Consider the following 18769-nt stretch of genomic DNA (forward strand, 5'->3'; position numbering starts at 1 on the left):
GCGTTCGCTCAATCGATGGCGGACGCTTCAATCTTGTCGAGGCGCAGCGGCTTACTGCCCGAGCAGCGACGCTCGTCCTGGCGCTGGGCGACCTCTTGAACTTCGCGGCGCTCGACCAGGTCGGCCAGGCTGATGCCACTGAGGAACTCGTGAATCTGCTGGCTGAGGTCGCACCACAAGTGGTGGGTCAGGCAGGTATCGCCGGAGTGGCAGTCGCCCTGCCCCTGACAGCGGGTGGCGTCGACCGACTCGTTGACTGCATCGATCACCTGGGCGACGTGGATGCCCGTCATGTCGCGGGACAGCTGATAGCCGCCGCCCGGACCGCGCACGCTGACCACCAGGTTGCCACGGCGCAACTTGGCGAACAGCTGCTCCAGGTAGGACAGGGAGATACCCTGGCGCTCGGAGATATCGGCGAGAGAAACCGGGCCACGCTGGGCGTGCAACGCCAGATCGAGCATGGCGGTGACGGCATAGCGGCCTTTGGTGGTCAATCGCATGGGGAAATCCGGAAGAATCGCTGGTATGGCGGGAGTATGCTCTTTTCCGACTATTTAAGTCAACTATAAGACCTATTACTTTAGTCGGAATTAGCCAGCGAACGGCGGCATATTGTAGCAGCAATGCAAGAGCCGGCGCATCACTGCGCCGACTTGCTGCTCTCCTGATCCTTCACTCCGGCGAAGTCCTCTTCCCGCAGAATCGGAAGATCTTTCGCACAGTAGTCACTGCCCAGCGCTGTCAGAGCCTTGCACATGCCCTCCAACCGGCCGTCGACTGCCTGCAGATGATCGAGCAGTTGGCCGATGGCGCGCGCCACCGGGTCGGGCATGTCCTGGCTGACACCGTAGGCATCGAACCCGAGCTTTTCCGCCATAGCCTGGCGCTTGGCAGCCTGATCCGCATCATCCTTGACGATGATGCGGCCCGGAATACCCACAACAGTGGCACCCGGCGGTACCTCTTTGGTCACCACGGCATTGGAACCGACCTTGGCGCCGGCACCAACGGTGAACGGACCCAGCACCTTGGCGCCCGCCCCAACCACCACGCCATCGGCCAGCGTTGGGTGACGCTTGCCCTTGTTCCAGCTGGTGCCACCCAGGGTCACACCCTGATAGATAGTCACGTCGTCGCCGATCTCGGCAGTTTCGCCGATGACAATTCCCAAACCATGGTCAATGAAGAAGCGGCGACCGATCTTCGCACCCGGATGGATCTCGATGCCGGTCATCCAGCGACCGAAGTTCGACACCATGCGCGCCAGCCACTTCCAGCCGGACGTCCACAGGCCATGGGCCAGGCGATGCAGCCAGACGGCATGCAGGCCCGGGTAGCAGGTGAGCACCTCGAAGGCGTTGCGCGCCGCCGGGTCACGATGGAATACGCTTTGAATATCTTCGCGTACACGCTCAAACATCTTCATCACTCCGCTTGGAAAGCTCCCCACGGGCAGCCTTCTGTGTCTCGGTGAGAATACCCCGCAGGATATTCATCTCCAGCTTACTGACGCCGCTGCGACCGTACAGGCGACGCAGGCGCGACATCAGGTGGCGCGGCTTCTGCGGGTCGAGGAACTGGATATCCACCAGCGTCGATTCCAGGTGCGCGTAGAAGCGCTCCAGCTCATCCGACGTCACCGGAACGCTGTTGAGCATCGCGGTGGACTCTACCTTCTCCTGCTTGGTCGGCTGCCCCTGAGCGGCCAGCCAGGCCATGCGCACCTCATAGACCAGCACCTGCACCGCCGTCGCCAGGTTCAGCGAGCTGAACTCGGGATTGGCCGGGATGTGCACATGGAACTGACATCGCTGCAGCTCCTCGTTGGTCAGGCCGGCGTACTCGCGACCGAACACCAAAGCGACCTCACCACCCTGCTGGACATGCTCCAGACTGGTGGTGGCGCACTCGCGGGGATCGAGCAGCGGCCAGGGAATGCGGCGATCGCGCGCGCTGGTGCCGAGCACCAGACTGCAGCCCGCCAGGGCATCTTCGAGCGTGGGAACGACCACGGCCGCGTCGAGAATGTCATCGGCGCCGGAAGCACGCGCACGCGCCTCGCCACTAAGGAAATCCATCGGATCGACCAGCACCAGGCGCGACAGCCCCATGTTCTTCATCGCACGGGCCGTACCGCCGATATTGCCGGGATGGCTGGTGTTGACCAGCACCACGCGAATTTTGTCGAGCAACGCGCGACTCCACACAAAAGCGAAAAAGGGAGGGAATCCTACCGCAGCGGTGGGTCTTGCGCCACGCAGGCGACAGGTCGCTCTATGAACTCCATGGCTTTCTGCTAGAATGTTCGGCTTTCTTTAACGACCCAGGTGACCTCTCCATGCAGCCTATGCTGAATATCGCCCTGCGCGCCGCTCGCAGCGCCGGTGAACTGATCTTCCGCTCCATCGAACGCCTGGACACCCTGTCGGTCAACGAGAAAGAAGCCAACGACTACGTCACCGAAGTCGATCGCGCGGCCGAACTCTCCATCGTCACCGCCCTGCGCAAGGCCTACCCGAACCACGGGATCATGGGCGAAGAAGGCGGCATGCTCGAAGGCAGCGGCGAAGGCGCCGACTACCTGTGGATCATCGACCCGCTGGATGGCACCACCAACTTCATCCACGGCGTTCCGCACTACGCCGTCAGCATCGCCTGCAAATACCGCGGCCGCCTCGAGCACGCCGTAGTCCTCGACCCGGTCCGCCAGGAAGAATTCACTGCCAGCCGCGGCCGTGGCGCCGCACTGAACGGCCGTCGCCTGCGCGTCAGCAATCGCAAGAGCCTGGAAGGCGCCCTGCTCGGCACCGGCTTCCCGTTCCGCGACAGCCAGATGGACAACCTGGACGCCTACCTGGGCATGTTCCGCAGCCTGGTCGGCCAGACCGCCGGCATCCGCCGCGCCGGCGCCGCGAGCCTGGACCTGGCCTACGTCGCCGCCGGCCGTTACGACGCCTTCTGGGAATTCGGTCTGTCCGAGTGGGACATGGCTGCTGGCGCCCTGCTGATCCAGGAAGCGGGCGGCCTGGTGAGCGACTTCACCGGCGGTCACGAATTCCTCGAGAAGGGCCAGATCGTTGCCGGCAACACCAAGTGCTTCAAGGCCCTGCTGACCAGCATCCAGCCGCACCTGCCAGCCTCGCTCAAGCGCTGAGCCTGAGCGACGCAAGAAAAGCCCGGCGATGCCGGGCTTTTTTGTGCCTGCAAGAACGCACTCCCTGTAGGAGCGAGCTTGCTCGCGAAGTTTTTTATCCTGCCACCAGGGCTTGAGGCGGTTCGCGAGCAAGCTCGCTCCTACAGAAAGCAGAAAAGAAAAAGGCGCCCAATGGGCGCCTTTTTCACTTTCACCTGGCGACTACTTATTGCTGCCCCAGGACCAGCCGACCGCTCTTGTCGACCGGAATCTGCGAGCCCGGATCACGATCCATGCGGACCTGACCGGCCTTGCCGTCGAGCAGGTACTTCACGTCGTAACCGACGACCTTCTCGCTGGTGTCATTGACGGTGCTGCAGCGGGTTTCAGTGGTGGTGTAGGTATCACGCTCCTGCATGCCTTCCTGCACCTTGTTGCCCGCATAACCGCCGCCGATGGCGCCTGCCACGGTGGCGATCTTCTTGCCGTTGCCGCCACCGATCTGGTTGCCCAGCAGGCCGCCAGCGATGGCGCCAATTGCCGTACCGGCAATCTGATGCTGGTCCTTGACCGGGCGCTGGTGGGTCACTGCCACGTCCTTGCAGACCTGGCGCGGATTCTTGATGGTTTCCTTGACCGGCTGAACGGCGAGCACCTCGGCGTATTGCGGTGCGCGGTCCACCAGACTGTAGGTAGCCACGGCGCCACCGGCAGTCACGCCTACAGCGCCCAGCACGGTACCGATTAGCAACGACTTGTTCATAGGGTTCTCCTGGTCTTTCTTCTCATTCGGGCCTCGCCCTTTACCTTGCCTTGGAGCAGCTCTTTTGTAAGAAAGTTCCGGCAAATACGTGACACACCCCCTACAAACGAAAACTCCCGCCGAAGCGGGAGTTTTCTGTGGAGGGCCGGAAGCGCTCTATTACGGGCGTTCGTCGACTTCCTTACTCGGCGGAGGAATCAGGTCCTCGCTGGACAGATTCAGCCAGATCAGCACCACGTTGGCGATGTAGATCGACGAGTAGGTACCCGCCATTACCCCGACGAACAGGGCGATGGAGAAGCCGAACAGGTTGTCGCCGCCAAAGAACAGCAGAGCGGCAATGGCCAGCAGGGTCGATACCGAGGTAGCGATGGTCCGCAGCAGGGTCTGGCTGGTCGAGATGTTGATGTTCTCGATCAGGCTGGCCTTGCGCAGTACACGGAAGTTCTCGCGCACCCGGTCGAAGATCACGATGGTGTCGTTCAGCGAGTAGCCCACCACCGCCAGCACCGCGGCGAGCACGGTCAGGTCGAAGGTGATCTGGAAGAACGACAGCACGCCCATCACGATGATGGCGTCGTGGATCAGCGAGAGGATCGCCCCCAGGGCGAACTTCCACTGGAAGCGGAAGCCCACGTACAGCAGGATGCCGCCCAGCGCCAGGAGCATGCCGAGGCCGCCCTGATCGCGCAGCTCTTCACCCACCTGCGGGCCGACGTACTCGACGCCGTTCACCTTGGCCGGGTTCGAAGCGTCAGCCTTCTGCAGCGCAGTGGCGACCTTCTTTCCGAGTTCCGGATCTTCGCTGGGCATGCGCACCAGTACGTCTCGGGTATCACCGAAGCTCTGCACCACGGCTTCGCTGTAACCCGCGGCGACCAGTTGCTCACGCACCTTGGAAAGGTCGGCAGGCTGCTCGTAGGTCAGCTTGATCGACGTACCGCCGGTGAAATCCAGGCCGAAGTTGATGCCCTTGAAGACCCAACTGCCGAGGGCGATCAGGGTGAGGATCAGGGTTGCGGCGAACGCAATATTGCGAACGCCCATGAAGTTGATAGTACCGATCTTGATATTCATCTCTGGCCCCTTAGATCCACAGCTTCTTAACGTCGCGGCCGCCGTAGATCAGGTTCACCATTGCGCGGGTGACCAGAATGGCAGTGAACATCGAGGTGAGAATACCCAGGGACATGGTCACGGCGAAGCCCTTCACCGGGCCGGTGCCCATGGCGTAGAGGATGCCGCCGACCAGCAGCGAGGTCAGGTTGGCGTCGATGATCGCGGTGAAGGCACGGTTGAAGCCCTCATGGATCGCCCGCTGCGTCGACATGCCCGCCGCCAGTTCCTCGCGTATCCGCGAGAAGATCAGCACGTTGGCGTCCACCGCCATGCCCATGGTCAGCACGATACCCGCGATGCCCGGCAGGGTCAGGGTTGCGCCGAGGATCGACATCAATGCCACCAGCATGACCATGTTGAAGGCCAGGGCGACGGTGGCGATCACGCCGAAGAAGCGGTAGATGACGATGATGAACAGGGAAACGAAGACCATGCCCCACAGGGATGCGTCGATACCCTTGGCGATGTTGTCCGCACCCAGGCTCGGGCCGATGGTGCGCTCTTCGGCGAAGTACATCGGCGCCGCCAGGCCACCAGCGCGCAGCAGCAGGGCCAGTTCCGAGGACTCGCCCGGAGCGTCCAGGCCGGTGATGCGGAACTGGTTACCCAGCGGCGACTGGATGGTCGCCAGGCTGATGATCTGTTTCTCTTCCTTGAACGCCGGGACAGCAACGTCCTGCTCGACGCCGTCGACGACCTGCTTGGTGTAGCGGGTAATCGGCTTCTGCTCGATGAACACCACCGCCATGCTGCGGCCGACGTTGTTGCGGGTCGCGCGGTTCATCAGCTCGCCGCCGTGGCCATCCAGACGGATGTTCACCTGCGGACGGCCGTTCTCGTCGAAGCTGGCGCTGGCGTCGGTGACCTGGTCACCGGTGATGATCACACCACGCTCCAGGCTCGCCGGCGGACGACGCGGCTCGCGGAACTCGAAGGTTTCGGTGGAGGACTTGATCGCATCCGGCTCGGCGGCCAGGCGGAACTCCAGGTTGGCAGTCTTGCCCAGGATACGCTTGGCTTCAGCGGTGTCCTGCACGCCCGGCAGCTCGACGACGATGCGGTTGGCGCCCTGGCGCTGTACCAGCGGCTCGGACACGCCCAGCTCGTTCACGCGGTTGCGGACGGTGGTGAGGTTCTGCTTGATCGAGTATTCGCGGATTTCGGCCAGCTTGGTGGCGGTCATGGCCAGGCGCAGGACCTGCATGCCATTGCGCTCGCTCTGGGCGGTTTCGAAATCGCGGAAATCCTTGGCGATGATCGACTTGGCCTTGTCCAGGTCGGCTTCTTCGGTGAAGCCCAGCTGGATGCCGCCGTCCTGCACAGGCAGGCTGCGGTAGCGCACGCGCTCTTTACGCAGGGCGCTCTTGACCTCGTTCTCGTACACCTTCATGCGGGCATCGACGGCCTTGTCCATGTCCACTTCCAGCAGGAAGTGCACACCACCGGACAGGTCGAGACCCAGCTTCATCGGGTGGGCAGCAATATTGCGCAGCCAGTTCGGCGTGGTCTGGGCCAGGTTCAGGGCGACTACGTAGTCGTCACCCAGTGCACGGCGGACGATGTCCTTGGCCGGCAGCTGGTCTTCCTGCTTGACCAGGCGGATCAGACCACTGTTCTTGCCCAGCGAGCCCGCCTTGACGGCGATGCCAGCGTCGGCGAGCGCCTTGCTGGCCTTGTCCAGGTCAGCCTGGGAAATCTGCAGCGCGGTGCTTGCGCCGCTGATCTGCACGGCCGGATCGTCAGGATAGAGGTTGGGTGCGGAGTAGATGAAACCGACGGCCAGGACCGCCAGGATCAGCAGATACTTCCACAGGGGATACTTGTTGAGCATGACACCGCCCGTTATGACGCGGGGCGCATCTTGCGCCCCGTCGGTTGGGTTTCTAAGAGGTGGATCAGATCGCCTTGAGGGTGCCTTTCGGCAGGGTGGCGGCGATCGCGGCCTTCTGGAACTTCAGCTCGACGTTGTCGGAAACCTCGACGACGACGAAGTCCTCGGCGACCTTGGTGACCTTGCCGGCGATACCGGCGGAAGTGACGACTTCATCGCCCTTCTGCAGGCCGGACAGCAGGTTCTTGTGCTCCTTGGAGCGCTTGGCCTGGGGACGCCAGATCATCAGGTAGAAGATGACCAGGAAACCGACCAGGAAAATCCACTCGAAGCCAGTGCCGGCCGGGCCTGCAGCAGCGGCGGGGGCTGCGGCGTCAGCGTAGGCAGCGGGAATCAGAAAACTCATTGGAAACTCCTGTCTCAAAGCTTTTTCGATGAATAAGGTCAGTCCGCCAGCGGCGGCACGGGTAGGCCGCGCTTGGCGTAGAAGGCGTCGACAAAGTTCGCCAATGTACCCTGTTGGATTGCCTCGCGCAAACCAGCCATAAGCCGCTGATAATGCCGCAAGTTGTGGATGGTATTGAGCATGCTGCCGAGCATTTCGCCGCACTTGTCCAGGTGGTAGAGGTAGGCGCGGGAGAAGTGTTTGCAGGTGTAGCAATCGCAGGTCGGGTCCAGCGGCGATTCGTCATGTTTGTGAACCGCGTTGCGGATCTTGATCACCCCGGTGTCAACGAAAAGGTGGCCATTGCGCGCATTGCGGGTGGGCATGACGCAATCGAACATGTCGACGCCCCGGCGCACACCTTCCACGAGGTCTTCGGGTTTGCCCACACCCATCAGGTAACGAGGTTTGTCAGCCGGCATGTGCTTGGGCAGGAAGTCCAGCACGCGGATCATCTCTTCCTTGGGCTCGCCCACCGACAGGCCGCCGATGGCCAGGCCGTCGAAACCGATTTCCTGCAGCCCCTCGAGCGAGCGCATGCGCAGCTCTTCGTGCATGCCGCCCTGGACAATGCCGAACAGCGCCGACGGGCTATCACCGTGGGCGACTTTCGAACGCTTGGCCCAGCGCAGCGACAGCTCCATTGAGCGCTTGGCGACGTCGAACTCGGCCGGATACGGGGTGCACTCGTCGAAGATCATCACGATGTCCGAGCCCAGCGCGCGCTGTACGGCCATGGACTCTTCCGGCCCCATGAAGACCTTGGCGCCGTCCACCGGCGAGGCGAAGTACACGCCCTCTTCCTTGATCTTGCGCAGCGCGCCCAGGCTGAACACCTGGAAGCCGCCCGAGTCAGTGAGGATCGGACCCTTCCACTGCATGAAGTCATGCAGGTCGCCGTGCTTCTGGATCACTTCGGTGCCCGGACGCAGCCACAGGTGGAAGGTGTTGCCGAGGATGATCTGCGCGCCGATGCCCTCGATGTCGTGCGGGAGCATGCCCTTCACGGTGCCGTAGGTGCCCACCGGCATGAACGCCGGGGTTTCCACCACGCCGCGGGGGAAGCTCAGGCGGCCGCGACGGGCCTTGCCCTCGGTGGCCAGCAGTTCGAATTTCATGAAGCTCATGGATCAGTCCTCGGGGCCGCGCGGTGCCGGGTTGCGGGTGATGAACATGGCATCGCCGTAGCTGAAGAAGCGATAGCCCTGCTCCACTGCCGCCGCGTAGGCGGCCATGGTCTCGGGGTAGCCGGCGAAGGCGGAGACCAGCATCAGCAGGGTGGATTCCGGCAGGTGGAAGTTGGTGACCAGGGCGTCGACCACGTGGAACGGCCGCCCGGGGAAAATGAAAATGTCCGTATCGCCACTGAAGGGTTTGAGAACACCATCACGGGCGGCACTCTCCAGCGAACGCACGCTGGTGGTACCAACAGCGACCACACGACCACCGCGCGCCTTGCAGGCGGCCACGGCGTCGACCACCTCCTGGCTGACTTCCAGCCATTCGTTGTGCATGTGGTGGTCTTCGATGCGCTCCACGCGCACCGGCTGGAAGGTGCCGGCGCCGACGTGCAGGGTGACGAACGCGGTATCCACGCCCTTGGCGCGGATCGACTCGAGCAGCGCCTCATCGAAGTGCAGCCCGGCGGTCGGCGCCGCAACGGCACCGGCGCGCTCGGCATAGACGGTCTGGTAGCGCTCCCGGTCGGCATCTTCGTCCGGGCGGTCTATATAAGGCGGCAGCGGCATGTGGCCGACGCGCTCCAGCAGCGGCAGCACCTCCTCGCTGAAGCCCAACTCGAACAGCGCATCGTGGCGCAGCAGCATTTCCGCCTCGCCACCGCCGTCGATGAGGATCCTCGAACCCGGCTTGGGCGACTTGCTGGAACGCACGTGGGCCAGCACGCGATGGCTGTCCAGCACGCGCTCCACGAGGATTTCCAGCTTGCCGCCAGAAGCCTTCTGGCCGAACAGGCGGGCAGGGATTACCCGGGTGTTATTGAACACCATCAGGTCACCCGGCTTGAGGAAGCCGAGGATGTCAGCGAATTGCCGATGGCTGAGCTCGCCGCTCGGACCGTCCAGCACCAGCAGGCGGCTGGAACGGCGCTCAGGAAGCGGATGGCGGGCGATCAGCGCCTCGGGCAGGTCGAAATGAAAGTCAGCGACACGCATGGGAAGAGCTATCTCGAAGGGGCGCGTATCTTACTGGAAATGCCAAATTCTGACCATTCGAGCCGATTGACCGGCGCAGAGCGCCTCCCTATACTGCGCGCCCATTGCCTCGGTGGCGGAATGGTAGACGCGGCGGATTCAAAATCCGTTTCTGGCGACAGAGTGAGAGTTCGAGTCTCTCCCGGGGCACCACCACATCGTTTCGGCAGTTCCGATGAACTGTCGAAACCCACAAAAAACCGGCCTTCTGGCCGGTTTTTTGTTGCCTGCGATTTTTGATTGCCTCAGGAACAGGTCCCAGTCGTGGTCTTGCTGACGTAGGCGCGTCCGGTGGCACTGACGCTCACCACCCGCTCCTGCGCCCCGGCGCTGGGAGCGGAGCGGCAGACGGTGATGCTCGCCTGGGTATTGCCCACGCCGGTCGGCTGGAAGTCGACCTTGGCGACGCTGGAAGTGACCTTGAACCCCGTCGGGGCTGCGGCGTGCTTCTGGATCACCGTCGAGCCGGAAATGACGATCCAGCCCTGCTCCCATCCGCCCGAACCGCAACTGGTGCCATCACTCGACACACACATGCTGGTCACCGCATTGCGCTTGATCGCCTCGCTGCGCCCCATCGCCACGCCGGCCACCAGGTCATTGGCGCTGGATTTGAGCTTGCTGGCCAGCGTCGCGTCGCTCATCGAAGGCACGGCGATACCGATCAGGATTGCCAGCACCGCCAGGCTGACCATCAGTTCCAGCAGGGTAAAACCGCTGTCTGCATGCCGGGAAACTGCTTTCATGATGCAGCCCTCCTATCGCTCGATATCCCAGAAAACCCAGGACTTCGGCCGGGTTCCGGACGTCGGCGGCACCGCTTCACAGCCCTGCAGCGAGGAGTCGGTGGCACACGTACCACCGCCGATGATGAAGGGCTTCTGCGTGCCGTCATCGAGCACCACGACACCGGCCACCGGTGAGGGCGGCAAGCCGCCGCCGGCAATCACCTGGAAGCGATCGCCGGTTGCCGAGGCGTTCAGGTAGTTGATGTTGTAATTGCGCGCAGTGCCGAGGCCGACGCAGCTGGTCGTGGTCGCGACCTGCGGGGTGTGGGTACTGAAGATGATGGTATCGAACAGCAACAACGCCGAAGTCACCACCTGTTCGGTCGATGCCAGGCCCAGGTACCAGCCCTTCGGGTGCGCAGCGAGGTCCGCGTCGCTGGGGTTGGCGGTGCTGGTGATGGCCAGCAGCGACGCATTGCAGATCACATTGGCGCCGCAGGTGGCGTTCTCGGACGTCAGCCAGGTCGACTCGGTGGGGTTGTCGCGCAGGGTGTAGAAGCGGTTCGCCACGCTGGCGGCCGAGGTGTAGCTGAGCAGCGGCTTCTCGCGGTCGCCGGAGCCGAGCAGGATGACGTACTGCCCATTGCTGACGGCGACCTCAGGGCCATAGAGGAACTTGCGGTTTGCCGTGCAGCTGGAAGCGGAATTGCAACCCAGCGCGGCAATCTTGGTGATGGTCCAGTTCGCCGGCACGGTCGTTCCGATGGGCGAAACGGCGTCCACCCCGGAAATCCGGTAGACGTTGCCGCCCAGGTCGGCAGCATAGCCGTAGACCGCCTGGCCGCTGCTGTTGGTCACCATGGTCACGTCACCGACGACACCACGGTCAGTCGTGAAGGTCTTCAGCGCAGCCCCGGTGTCGGCATCGATCATGTAGATCCGGTTGCCCTTGGAGGACGAGGTGCAGGTGTTCGGGTCGCCGTCCTCACAGGCGTCATAGCCCCCGCCCATCGCCAGGATGGTCGAGACACCGCTGCCGTAGCCGGCTGCCGTGAAGGTGGTCGGTGTGGCCCAGGTCTGCCCGATGCCGCTGTAGTCGGTGGAGCAGCCGGTATCGTTGGTCAGGTTCGGGCAGCCTATCTTCCATTTCAGGCTGGGGCTGGCCAGCGTGCTGACATCGAAGGCATACAGCGCCCGACCACCACGGCGCATGGCCGCGTAGATCCAGGTACTGGTGCCCTGCCGGACCGTGGTCACCGAGCCATCCATGCCGTAGGCCTTGGGCAGCGGTGTCGGCGTCCCGGTCGTGTGACCGGGGAAGGCGATAGTGACGGTGTTGTCACGCAGGCGCTTGATGTTGGGGTAGAACTCCGGCGGCATGAACGACCAGATTTCGCTACCGGCCGGCACCGACCCGATGGCGGCGGTACGGTTGCCGTTGACTGCCCGCAGCAGGCCATCGTTGCCGCCGTAGTAGACCACCACCTGTGGCGAAGCCGCCGTCCCGTAATTGACCGCCGCCGGGCGCGAATGGACCACGTCACCATGCACCGACGAACGAACTTCGGTCAGGTTGGCGTTGGTGTTCTCGTCCTGGCTGTCATCGCCCCGCGCCCAGTTGATCAGGGTGTCGCGTTCAGTGGTGTTCGCCGTGCCCAGCAGCCCGATGGCGGTACCGTTGGCGGTGTTGAAGTTGGTCAGGGTGGTGCAGGCGCTGGCGGCGCAGGTTTTCACCGTCCGCGTGCCGCCTTGGCGCAGGCGATAGGCCTGGGCGCCCTTCTCGACGATGTTGCCATCCGGATAGTTGGAAGCGTCGGCCCCGGTGACTGTGAGGCAGCCGCCCTGCGGCTTGAACGCCCAGTAGTTGTCGGTGGTGCTGGGCGTCCAGAAGCTGCGCGCGCATTCGGTGATGAATCCGGTACTGCTGTTGATGGCGCTTCTGTCGTCGGCATCCACTGTTTTAAGCGCGCCGCCGACCATGCCCAGCTTGTACTGCTTGAGGTTGCCGGGCCAGCGCGGGAAGGAATCGGTGTCAGGCCGGAACATGCCGACGAACACCTGGTTCAGGTAAGTGCTCTGGGTATTGACGCTGACCGGCAGCGTCACCGAGGCGAACACGCTGTTGGTGGCCTGGATCTCGGAGAAGATCGCGTTCAGCGCGTCAGCGATCTGAGTGCCGCTGGAAGTCACGTCGAAGTACTTGCCGCTACTGACGTTGGCCATGCTCTTGAGCAGCGCGGTCCAGCCAGGCCCCTGCCCTTGGGTATCCTTGTTGATGTCTACGGTGTAGGTGGTAATGGCGAGACTGCTCTTCTTCATGAAGCGCGCCCACTCGTCGGCCACGTTGTCCTGGGAGCCGCTGGGGGAAATCGGAATCGCGGTGGCATTGCCGCCGGCCGCGGTCAATGCGTCCGTTGCCTGCTTGATATCGTTGGTGTTGTCCTGCGCCGCACCGTTACTTATGTAGATGATGAAATTCTTCGCGCAGCCGGCGACGATGGGGCTGACGTAAGGTGAGCCATCCTTCGATGGCAAAGCGTTGCCAGTCAGGGCGTAGATGGCCTTGGAGGACGCGGTACCCGAGACGTTGCCGACGTAGTCGGTCTTCACCTTCTTGTTGCCCGAATTGGGCGCGCTGGCCGAGTAATAGAGCCAGGCCTCCTCCATCGCCTTGCTGATCTTGCCGCCGTTGGACTTGTCCCCTCCAACGTCCAGGCTGTTTACCAGAGCCTGGTACTTGGGCTTGTTCGCCGTATCGAACAAGCGGATGGCAGCCCGCACATAGGCGCCGTCATCGCCCTTGTCGCCACCACCTGTCTCGGTGAACATCATCAGGCCGACACGAAACTTGTTCGCGGTCAGGCCGTTGATCACCGATACCAGCGCCGCCTTTTCATTATCGAATGGCGTGTTCCAGTTGGCGGTGTTGTCGAGAATGATCAACACGTTCGGCGCATCCGTCGAATTGGGCGGCGTACCGACGAACAGGTCGATATCCTCCGCCCAGGCCGCCACTGAGGTGAAGCACAGCACACAGCAGGCGAGTGCACGCCGGAAGATCATGAGACTGCCCTGAGTTTTCATCTTCATGCTCCACACACGGTCTGCTTCTGCGTATCGGTGAGCTGCACGCGCACGCCCGAGCGAACTTTCACCGCCGTCCCGGTCACGGCATCGGTCACGGTCGCGTTCAATTCCCAGACGGTGTTCCAGTCCTGGCTGCACATGCTCTGGGTCTGCTTGCCGCAGAGCGAAGACCCGGCCCCCTGTTTCGCGCTCAGGCAGATCGGGGTCGCCATCGACACCTGGTAGTCGGTGGTGCCGTCATTGTTGATGTCGACGTTGAGCTGTTCCGCCGTCGGTGCAGAGGTAAAGGCTGACCCCAGCACCCGCTCGATGCCGATGTTGGCGGAGGCGATCGCCTCGTTGCGGAACTGCATGTTGCCCACGGCCTTGAGATTGGTGCCGCTGAGGGTGTAGGAACTGCCCACCATCAGCATCAGCATCAGCAACATCACCAGGGTGACCACCAGGGTTGCGCCCTGCTGGCTTCTCATACTGCGGTGCGTCTTCATGGCGTCTGCCTCCGCCGGGATACGTTCACCAGCGTGGCGCTGGAAGTGAACAGGTGCCGTTTGTAGCCATCGGTGTAGGGGCCGAGGGTCGTCGAGCCGAGGGCATAGGTCTTGTCGGAGCTGTAGCCCGGTGTCGGGGAGCGGGTGCGCGCGACGACGTAGAGACGCGCCTCGACGACATTGACCAGTTGATCTGCGGTGCAGGAAGTCGAACCGCAGTGAATGAAGCTGCCGTCTGGGGAACCGTCACCCCGATTGGTGGGCGAGGTCTTGGTACTGCTGTCAGCCCAGGACACGCCCTGGGCGTAGTTCACCGCTGCGCCGGAGTCGCTGACGTTATCGAGTCCCAGCTCGACCCGGAAGGACTCGATGCCCTCGATCAGCGGCACGGCCGCCTGCAGGCCATTAGTCGGCGTGGCGCCCCCGGAGGTATCGAACTGCGCACGCATCAGGGTGGGAATGCCATCCCCGGCCGTCACCGCATAGGTCCGTACGTAATAGACGTTGGTGATGAACTTGCGGCGCTCGCCCAGGGTCGTGCAGTCGCGCTTGCGCAGGGTAAAACCGGTAGTCGCAAGAACAAACGGATTGGGGGTCGTAGGGCCGGCATCGGTGTCGCAGAAGGATGCCTGGAAATACACCTTGCCGGCCGTCAGTGCCTCGCAGTTGCCAACGCCGGGCACGCAGTTCTCCGCATGGCGAATCACCACCACGTCGGAGTTCGCCGCCAGGTCAGAGATGATTCCCGAACAGCCGCTGGGCACCGCCGAGTAGGTCTGTACCACGATGCCGACGGCATTGACCTTGTCGGCAGCGGTCCAGGTGGAGAAGTCCGAGCACACTGGCGCCAGGGCCGTCGGCACGTCGCCGGGAATACCGGTCACCGTCAGGTCATCGAACTGGGGGATGTATCCGTTCCAGAAGCCGGCATGGGCGAAGTCTTCCTGCATCAGCCCCACCGCGAACCGACCGTTTTCGATCAGGGCGTTGGTCTTGGCCATGTCGTCGTTGGTACGACTCAGGTTCAGATAGAGCGACAAGACCCCCGCCATGATGATCAAGCCGATGGTAACGGCGACCATCAGCTCCACCAGCGTGAATCCACGCTGCGGACAGGCGCGGTTCATAGGGTGGCCACCCGCACGACGGTGGTCACCACGCGCCGGCATAGATCGCTGCTGCAGCCCGAGCTGCCGTCATAGCTGCCGGTGCCGCACGCCACGCTCGAAGGCGGCGCCGAAATCGGGCTCATCCCCTGCCAGGCGACCGTGATCATGTACTGATTGCTGCCTAGCGACTGGATGCAGCCGCGCCCGCCCAGCATGGCGCCGGCCTTGACGTTGCCCCCGCCTACCTCCGCCGCGCCCTGCAGGCTGTTGCACCAGTCGGCGATATCCGCCTGCTGGCGGGTTCCGGATGAGGTCGAGCAGGTCATGCCCGAGCCGACCGGCGACGAGGCACCCGTGACGTAACTGGACGCATTGTTGGAATTGGCCAGCATCCGACTGGAAATGTCATTGAGCAGCAGCAGCGCCTGGGCGCGCTGGTAGGACTCCATGTCCGACAACTGCATGCGCATCTGCAGCTTGGCCAGGCCAAGCAGGCCAAGGGAAATGATCAGAATGCTGATCAGCAGCTCAATCAAGGTCACACCGTTCTGGCGGGAGGTCATCATGACGATCACCACTTGGCGGACGGCGTCTTGGTGCCGTCGCTGCTGAGGGTCAGGTTGCCGTCGCTGGCCTGCGCGCCACTTGGGGTGAAGGTGATCGTGAAGGTGGGCGGAGTGCCGCTGCCCACGGTGATGTCGTAACCGTAGTTGGCGGACACCTCGGTGGGCAGCGCGTAGCCGCCGCCTTCCAGTGCGGATTTGCTGGCATAGGCGCGATTGGCCAGCAGGAACTGCTGCTGGCGATTGGCGATATCCATCATCTGTGCCTGGGCCGCGGACCGCTTGCCCCGGATGACGTACTGCTGATAGCTGGGATAAGCAATTGCGGCCAGGATCGCCACTATCGCCGCCACCACCATCAACTCGATCAGGGTAAAACCACGGGAACTAACAGACATTATCAAGACTCTCTTTTCGGGTCCTTTTCAAAGACTCTATTAGTTAAATGGCGAATCGCCACCCCACCGACGCGGTAATTCAATACCAGTCGTCGCCGATGCGTCGCTATATATACAAATAGCTAGCGAAAAAGATGAACGAATATGTAGCGCCAAAAAGCCAACACCCCGCTGACCACGCGCATTAGAGCCAAACAGAGCCTCAACGGCAAGTGCCGAAAACCGGCCAGACAGGCATCAGAAAAGGAGCGCTAGAAGTATTCCCAGGCAAACTTCACGAACAACAGTACCAATCATTAAATTCACATAAAAAAAGTGTGAAAAAAAAGTAAAAACCACCACCCATATCGCCTTTGAAATTAACAACCAACCCTACTGATAACTTATTCAAAGCAGCAGCCATCCAACAACAGACGATAACTTATTACATCTTCAACCTATATTTATCCGGCTATTCATAAGCAAACTATCGAGTCAACTATTTTCACGACGGAAATAGCCAGCGCCCCGTTGCTCGCGAGGGCGGGAGAGCCCGCTCACGATCAACCGGGCAGCAGGGTGAAGGACAGCAAGTGGCCTCAGCTCGGCCCTTGTCGCTCCTGCAGCGCCTGGACGAACGCCGCCAATGGCATTGGCCGGTCGAACAGATACCCCTGGAGCACCTCAACGCCGCGCAGGGCGAGATAGGCCCGTTGCTCCTCGGTTTCCACGCCCTCGGCGATGATCATCAGGTCGAGCTTGCCGCAGAGTTCGACGATGCTGTCGAGGACGTGCGAGGACAGCGCATCCACGCCGATCATCGCCACGAAGCTCTTGTCGATCTTCAGCGCATCCACCTTGAAGCGATGCAGGTAGGCCAGGCTCGAGTTGCCGGTGCCGAAGTCGTCGATGGCCAGCTTGACGCCCAGCCCATGGAGGTTGTCGAAAAGCTCGTCAGTCACTTCGCTGGACACGATCAGCTCACGCTCGGTCAGCTCCAGGGTGAGCTCGGGGCGATGGGGCAGGAAACGCGCCTGGAAGTCCCGGCAATCGTCGGACAGCCCCGACTCGGTGCAGTGCCGAGCGCTGATGTTGAAGCCCAGGTGGAAGCCCTGACCCAGCAGTTGCCCGTGCGGCGCCAGCCCATCTGCAACCTGGTGCATCAGTTCACGGGTCATCGCCACGATCAGCCCTGACCGCTCCGCCATGGGAATGAACAGATCAGGGCCGACCATGCCCTCGCGCGGGTGAATCCAGCGCATCAGCACTTCCGCGCCCACCCAGCGCCCATCCCGGGCATCCACCAGCGGTTGCAGGTAGGGCACGAATTCGCCAGCCAGCAGGGCCCTCTCCAACTCCAGGCTCGGCGTGGCCGAACGCCCCCAGAGCCAGAAACAGACAAATCCGGAAATCCCCCCCAACATGAACATCAGTGTCACCAGGGGCAGCGAATCCTCGCGGATGTGCTGCCACTGCGCGCCGGCAGGGAAGCCACCGACCACCGAGTAGGGGAATCGCTCCGAGTGCTGGACGACCTGCCCCAGCGGCAGGGGGGTGGGCGAACCGTCGCGAACGATGCCCGCCTCGTCCATCCATTGCCCGCCGACGTGCAGTTGCAGGTCGCTGCGCTGGTCGACCAGTTGCAGTGTATTGCTCAGGTAACGCCCGTCCACGGTCGCCAGGGCCGCATGAGGACCTTCCGCGCGGCGCAGGATCAGCAGGGCATAGTGCGGCGTCACCCGGTTGCCGGCCATCATGCGCAGGGTGCCGTCCACATAAAGAGTAGGATCGATGCGTTCGTCGAACTCACCGAAGAGCGAGGTGCAATAGATGTCGTCGTCGCGGGTCAGGTTGAGCGAGCGGACGAATGGCACGACGGCGACCTGCTCCCTGAGCACCTGGGTGGCATCGTCGCAAGCCTCATCGTCATGCAGCAACGCGACCCGCGCCGCCGCCGTGGCATTGCTGAGCATCACGTCGAACAGGCGCACCGCCTCGTTCGAGGCGGTACGAGCCTCGCCAGACAGGGCACGCAAGGTCTGCCAGTAGATGATCACGCTGCCCAGCAACAGCGGCAGCAGCGCCATGGAAAGGGAAAAGACCAGACGGGGCAAGAGCCTGCGCCGGGTGTAGCTGCGTAGCGGCATCCTTGTTCCTTGCTTGACGGCGCCGCGACCTGCGACGCATTGCCACTCCCCCGTGGGCAGCGGCGTGGTTTGAGCTTAGAACAGCCTCCGCCGTCGGGCGCTGCGCGGCGGAATCCGTATAATCCCGGCCCCATCCACCCTGATCGCCACAGAAGACGCTCATGTCCAAGCCGCAGCAGCTCCAGCCCGTGGGAAACTTCCCGCCCGCCACGCTCCTCCGTCGCCTTGCCGCGATGTTCTACGACTTCCTGCTCTGCGTGGCCCTGCTGATGGTCGTGACACTGATCTACCAGCAAGGCTTCCTGCGCCTGATCTATGGAAGCGAGAAGCTCCGGATGCTGGCCGACCAGGGCGCGCTGACCGGCGACCCGCTGCTCTCCAGCCTGCTGTTCATCAGCGTGTTCGCCTTCTTCGCGAAGTTCTGGACCCACAGCGGCCAGACCCTGGGCATGCAGGTCTGGGGCGTGCGCGTACAGAACGCCGACGGCACGCGCATCAGCCTGATGCAGGCGCTGCTGCGCTTCGTCATCGCCATCGGTTCGTGGGCCTGCGCCGGCCTCGGCTTCCTCTGGATGCTCTGGGACAAGGACAAGCGCACCTGGCAGGACCGCTACTCGGAAAGCGTGGTGATCCAGATTCCCAAGGCTGTGCGCAAGGCCACACAGGGCCGAGGCTGATCCTCGGGGCACAAAAAAGCCGGCGATTGCCGGCTTTTTTGCTTTTGCTCTCTGTAGGAGCGAGCTTGCTCGCGATACATCCCCAC

General features: G+C 62.7%; 18 protein-coding genes and 1 tRNA gene. 3 read left to right on the forward strand and 16 right to left on the reverse strand.

Annotated elements, in window-relative coordinates:
- Positions 1–8: 8 nt before the first annotated feature.
- The 3 genes from iscR to trmJ all read right to left on the reverse strand — a co-directional run bounded on the left by iscR (position 9) and on the right by trmJ (position 2195).
- The gene (iscR, locus tag ACNFH5_RS04685) at positions 9–503 is read right to left on the reverse strand and encodes a Fe-S cluster assembly transcriptional regulator IscR (RefSeq protein WP_088419609.1); all 495 of its coding nucleotides are present in this window, start codon (positions 501–503) and stop codon (positions 9–11) included.
- Between the two features lie 140 nt (positions 504–643).
- Entirely contained in the window at positions 644–1423 is a 780-nt protein-coding gene (cysE, locus tag ACNFH5_RS04690; RefSeq protein ID WP_416744550.1) for a serine O-acetyltransferase, read from the reverse strand.
- Positions 1416–2195, reverse strand: coding sequence for a tRNA (cytosine(32)/uridine(32)-2'-O)-methyltransferase TrmJ (gene trmJ / locus ACNFH5_RS04695; RefSeq protein WP_416744551.1), 780 nt, complete (start codon positions 2193–2195; stop codon positions 1416–1418). The genes cysE and trmJ overlap by 8 nt, the downstream gene beginning before the upstream one ends.
- 146 nt (positions 2196–2341) lie before the next feature.
- Between trmJ and suhB the strand changes: the two genes are divergently transcribed.
- Positions 2342–3157: an inositol-phosphate phosphatase gene (suhB, locus tag ACNFH5_RS04700; protein WP_081515987.1), complete on the forward strand. Its 816-nt coding sequence runs from the start codon at positions 2342–2344 to the stop codon at positions 3155–3157.
- A gap of 205 nt (positions 3158–3362) precedes the next feature.
- Here the strand turns inward: suhB and ACNFH5_RS04705 are convergent, their stop codons facing one another.
- The 6 genes from ACNFH5_RS04705 to queA form a co-directional block, all read right to left on the reverse strand.
- Positions 3363–3899, reverse strand: a complete 537-nt coding sequence (locus tag ACNFH5_RS04705; RefSeq protein WP_037010115.1) for a glycine zipper 2TM domain-containing protein — start codon at positions 3897–3899, stop codon at positions 3363–3365.
- 159 nt (positions 3900–4058) lie between these two features.
- Positions 4059–4976: a protein translocase subunit SecF gene (secF, locus tag ACNFH5_RS04710; protein WP_416744552.1), complete on the reverse strand. Its 918-nt coding sequence runs from the start codon at positions 4974–4976 to the stop codon at positions 4059–4061.
- Between the two features lie 10 nt (positions 4977–4986).
- Positions 4987–6849 (reverse strand): protein translocase subunit SecD, encoded by a 1863-nt coding sequence (gene secD, locus ACNFH5_RS04715; RefSeq protein WP_416744553.1) that lies wholly within the window; start codon positions 6847–6849, stop codon positions 4987–4989.
- Between the two features lie 64 nt (positions 6850–6913).
- Entirely contained in the window at positions 6914–7255 is a 342-nt protein-coding gene (gene yajC, locus ACNFH5_RS04720) for a preprotein translocase subunit YajC (protein ID WP_017522301.1), read from the reverse strand.
- A gap of 38 nt (positions 7256–7293) precedes the next feature.
- On the reverse strand, positions 7294–8412 hold the full coding sequence (gene tgt, locus ACNFH5_RS04725) for a tRNA guanosine(34) transglycosylase Tgt (RefSeq protein WP_416744949.1): 1119 nt from the start codon (positions 8410–8412) through the stop codon (positions 7294–7296).
- 12 nt (positions 8413–8424) lie between these two features.
- On the reverse strand, positions 8425–9468 hold the full coding sequence (gene queA, locus ACNFH5_RS04730) for a tRNA preQ1(34) S-adenosylmethionine ribosyltransferase-isomerase QueA (protein WP_416744554.1): 1044 nt from the start codon (positions 9466–9468) through the stop codon (positions 8425–8427).
- A gap of 106 nt (positions 9469–9574) precedes the next feature.
- On the opposite strand from queA, the gene ACNFH5_RS04735 reads away from it, so the two are divergent.
- Positions 9575–9660 (forward strand) — tRNA-Leu (locus ACNFH5_RS04735).
- Positions 9661–9752: 92 nt separating this feature from the next.
- On the opposite strand, the gene ACNFH5_RS04740 is transcribed toward ACNFH5_RS04735, so the two are convergent.
- From ACNFH5_RS04740 to ACNFH5_RS04770, 7 genes are all read right to left on the reverse strand, one after another.
- Positions 9753–10253, reverse strand: a complete 501-nt coding sequence (locus ACNFH5_RS04740) for a GspH/FimT family pseudopilin (protein ID WP_416744555.1) — start codon at positions 10251–10253, stop codon at positions 9753–9755.
- Between the two features lie 12 nt (positions 10254–10265).
- Positions 10266–13319, reverse strand: a complete 3054-nt coding sequence (locus ACNFH5_RS04745) for a pilus assembly protein (protein WP_416744556.1) — start codon at positions 13317–13319, stop codon at positions 10266–10268.
- 2 nt (positions 13320–13321) lie between these two features.
- Positions 13322–13810: a hypothetical protein gene (locus tag ACNFH5_RS04750; RefSeq protein WP_416744557.1), complete on the reverse strand. Its 489-nt coding sequence runs from the start codon at positions 13808–13810 to the stop codon at positions 13322–13324.
- A complete protein-coding gene (locus ACNFH5_RS04755) occupies positions 13807–14937 on the reverse strand; it encodes a PilW family protein (protein ID WP_416744558.1) in 1131 nt (376 codons plus the stop codon). The genes ACNFH5_RS04750 and ACNFH5_RS04755 overlap by 4 nt, the downstream gene beginning before the upstream one ends.
- Complete coding sequence (gene pilV, locus ACNFH5_RS04760) at positions 14934–15485, reverse strand: type IV pilus modification protein PilV (protein WP_416744559.1); 552 nt, start codon at positions 15483–15485, stop codon at positions 14934–14936. Before pilV ends, ACNFH5_RS04755 begins: the two co-directional genes overlap by 4 nt.
- 5 nt (positions 15486–15490) lie before the next feature.
- On the reverse strand, positions 15491–15880 hold the full coding sequence (locus ACNFH5_RS04765; RefSeq protein WP_416744560.1) for a type IV pilin protein: 390 nt from the start codon (positions 15878–15880) through the stop codon (positions 15491–15493).
- Positions 15881–16458: 578 nt separating this feature from the next.
- Positions 16459–18006, reverse strand: coding sequence for an EAL domain-containing protein (locus tag ACNFH5_RS04770; protein ID WP_416744561.1), 1548 nt, complete (start codon positions 18004–18006; stop codon positions 16459–16461).
- A gap of 161 nt (positions 18007–18167) precedes the next feature.
- Here ACNFH5_RS04770 and ACNFH5_RS04775 point away from each other — a divergent pair, with 161 nt between their 5' ends.
- Positions 18168–18683 (forward strand): RDD family protein, encoded by a 516-nt coding sequence (locus ACNFH5_RS04775; RefSeq protein ID WP_416744562.1) that lies wholly within the window; start codon positions 18168–18170, stop codon positions 18681–18683.
- Positions 18684–18769 lie beyond the last annotated feature (86 nt).

The organism is Pseudomonas sp. NY15435, from assembly GCF_048068295.1.
Taxonomy (GTDB): Bacteria; Pseudomonadota; Gammaproteobacteria; order Pseudomonadales; family Pseudomonadaceae; genus Pseudomonas.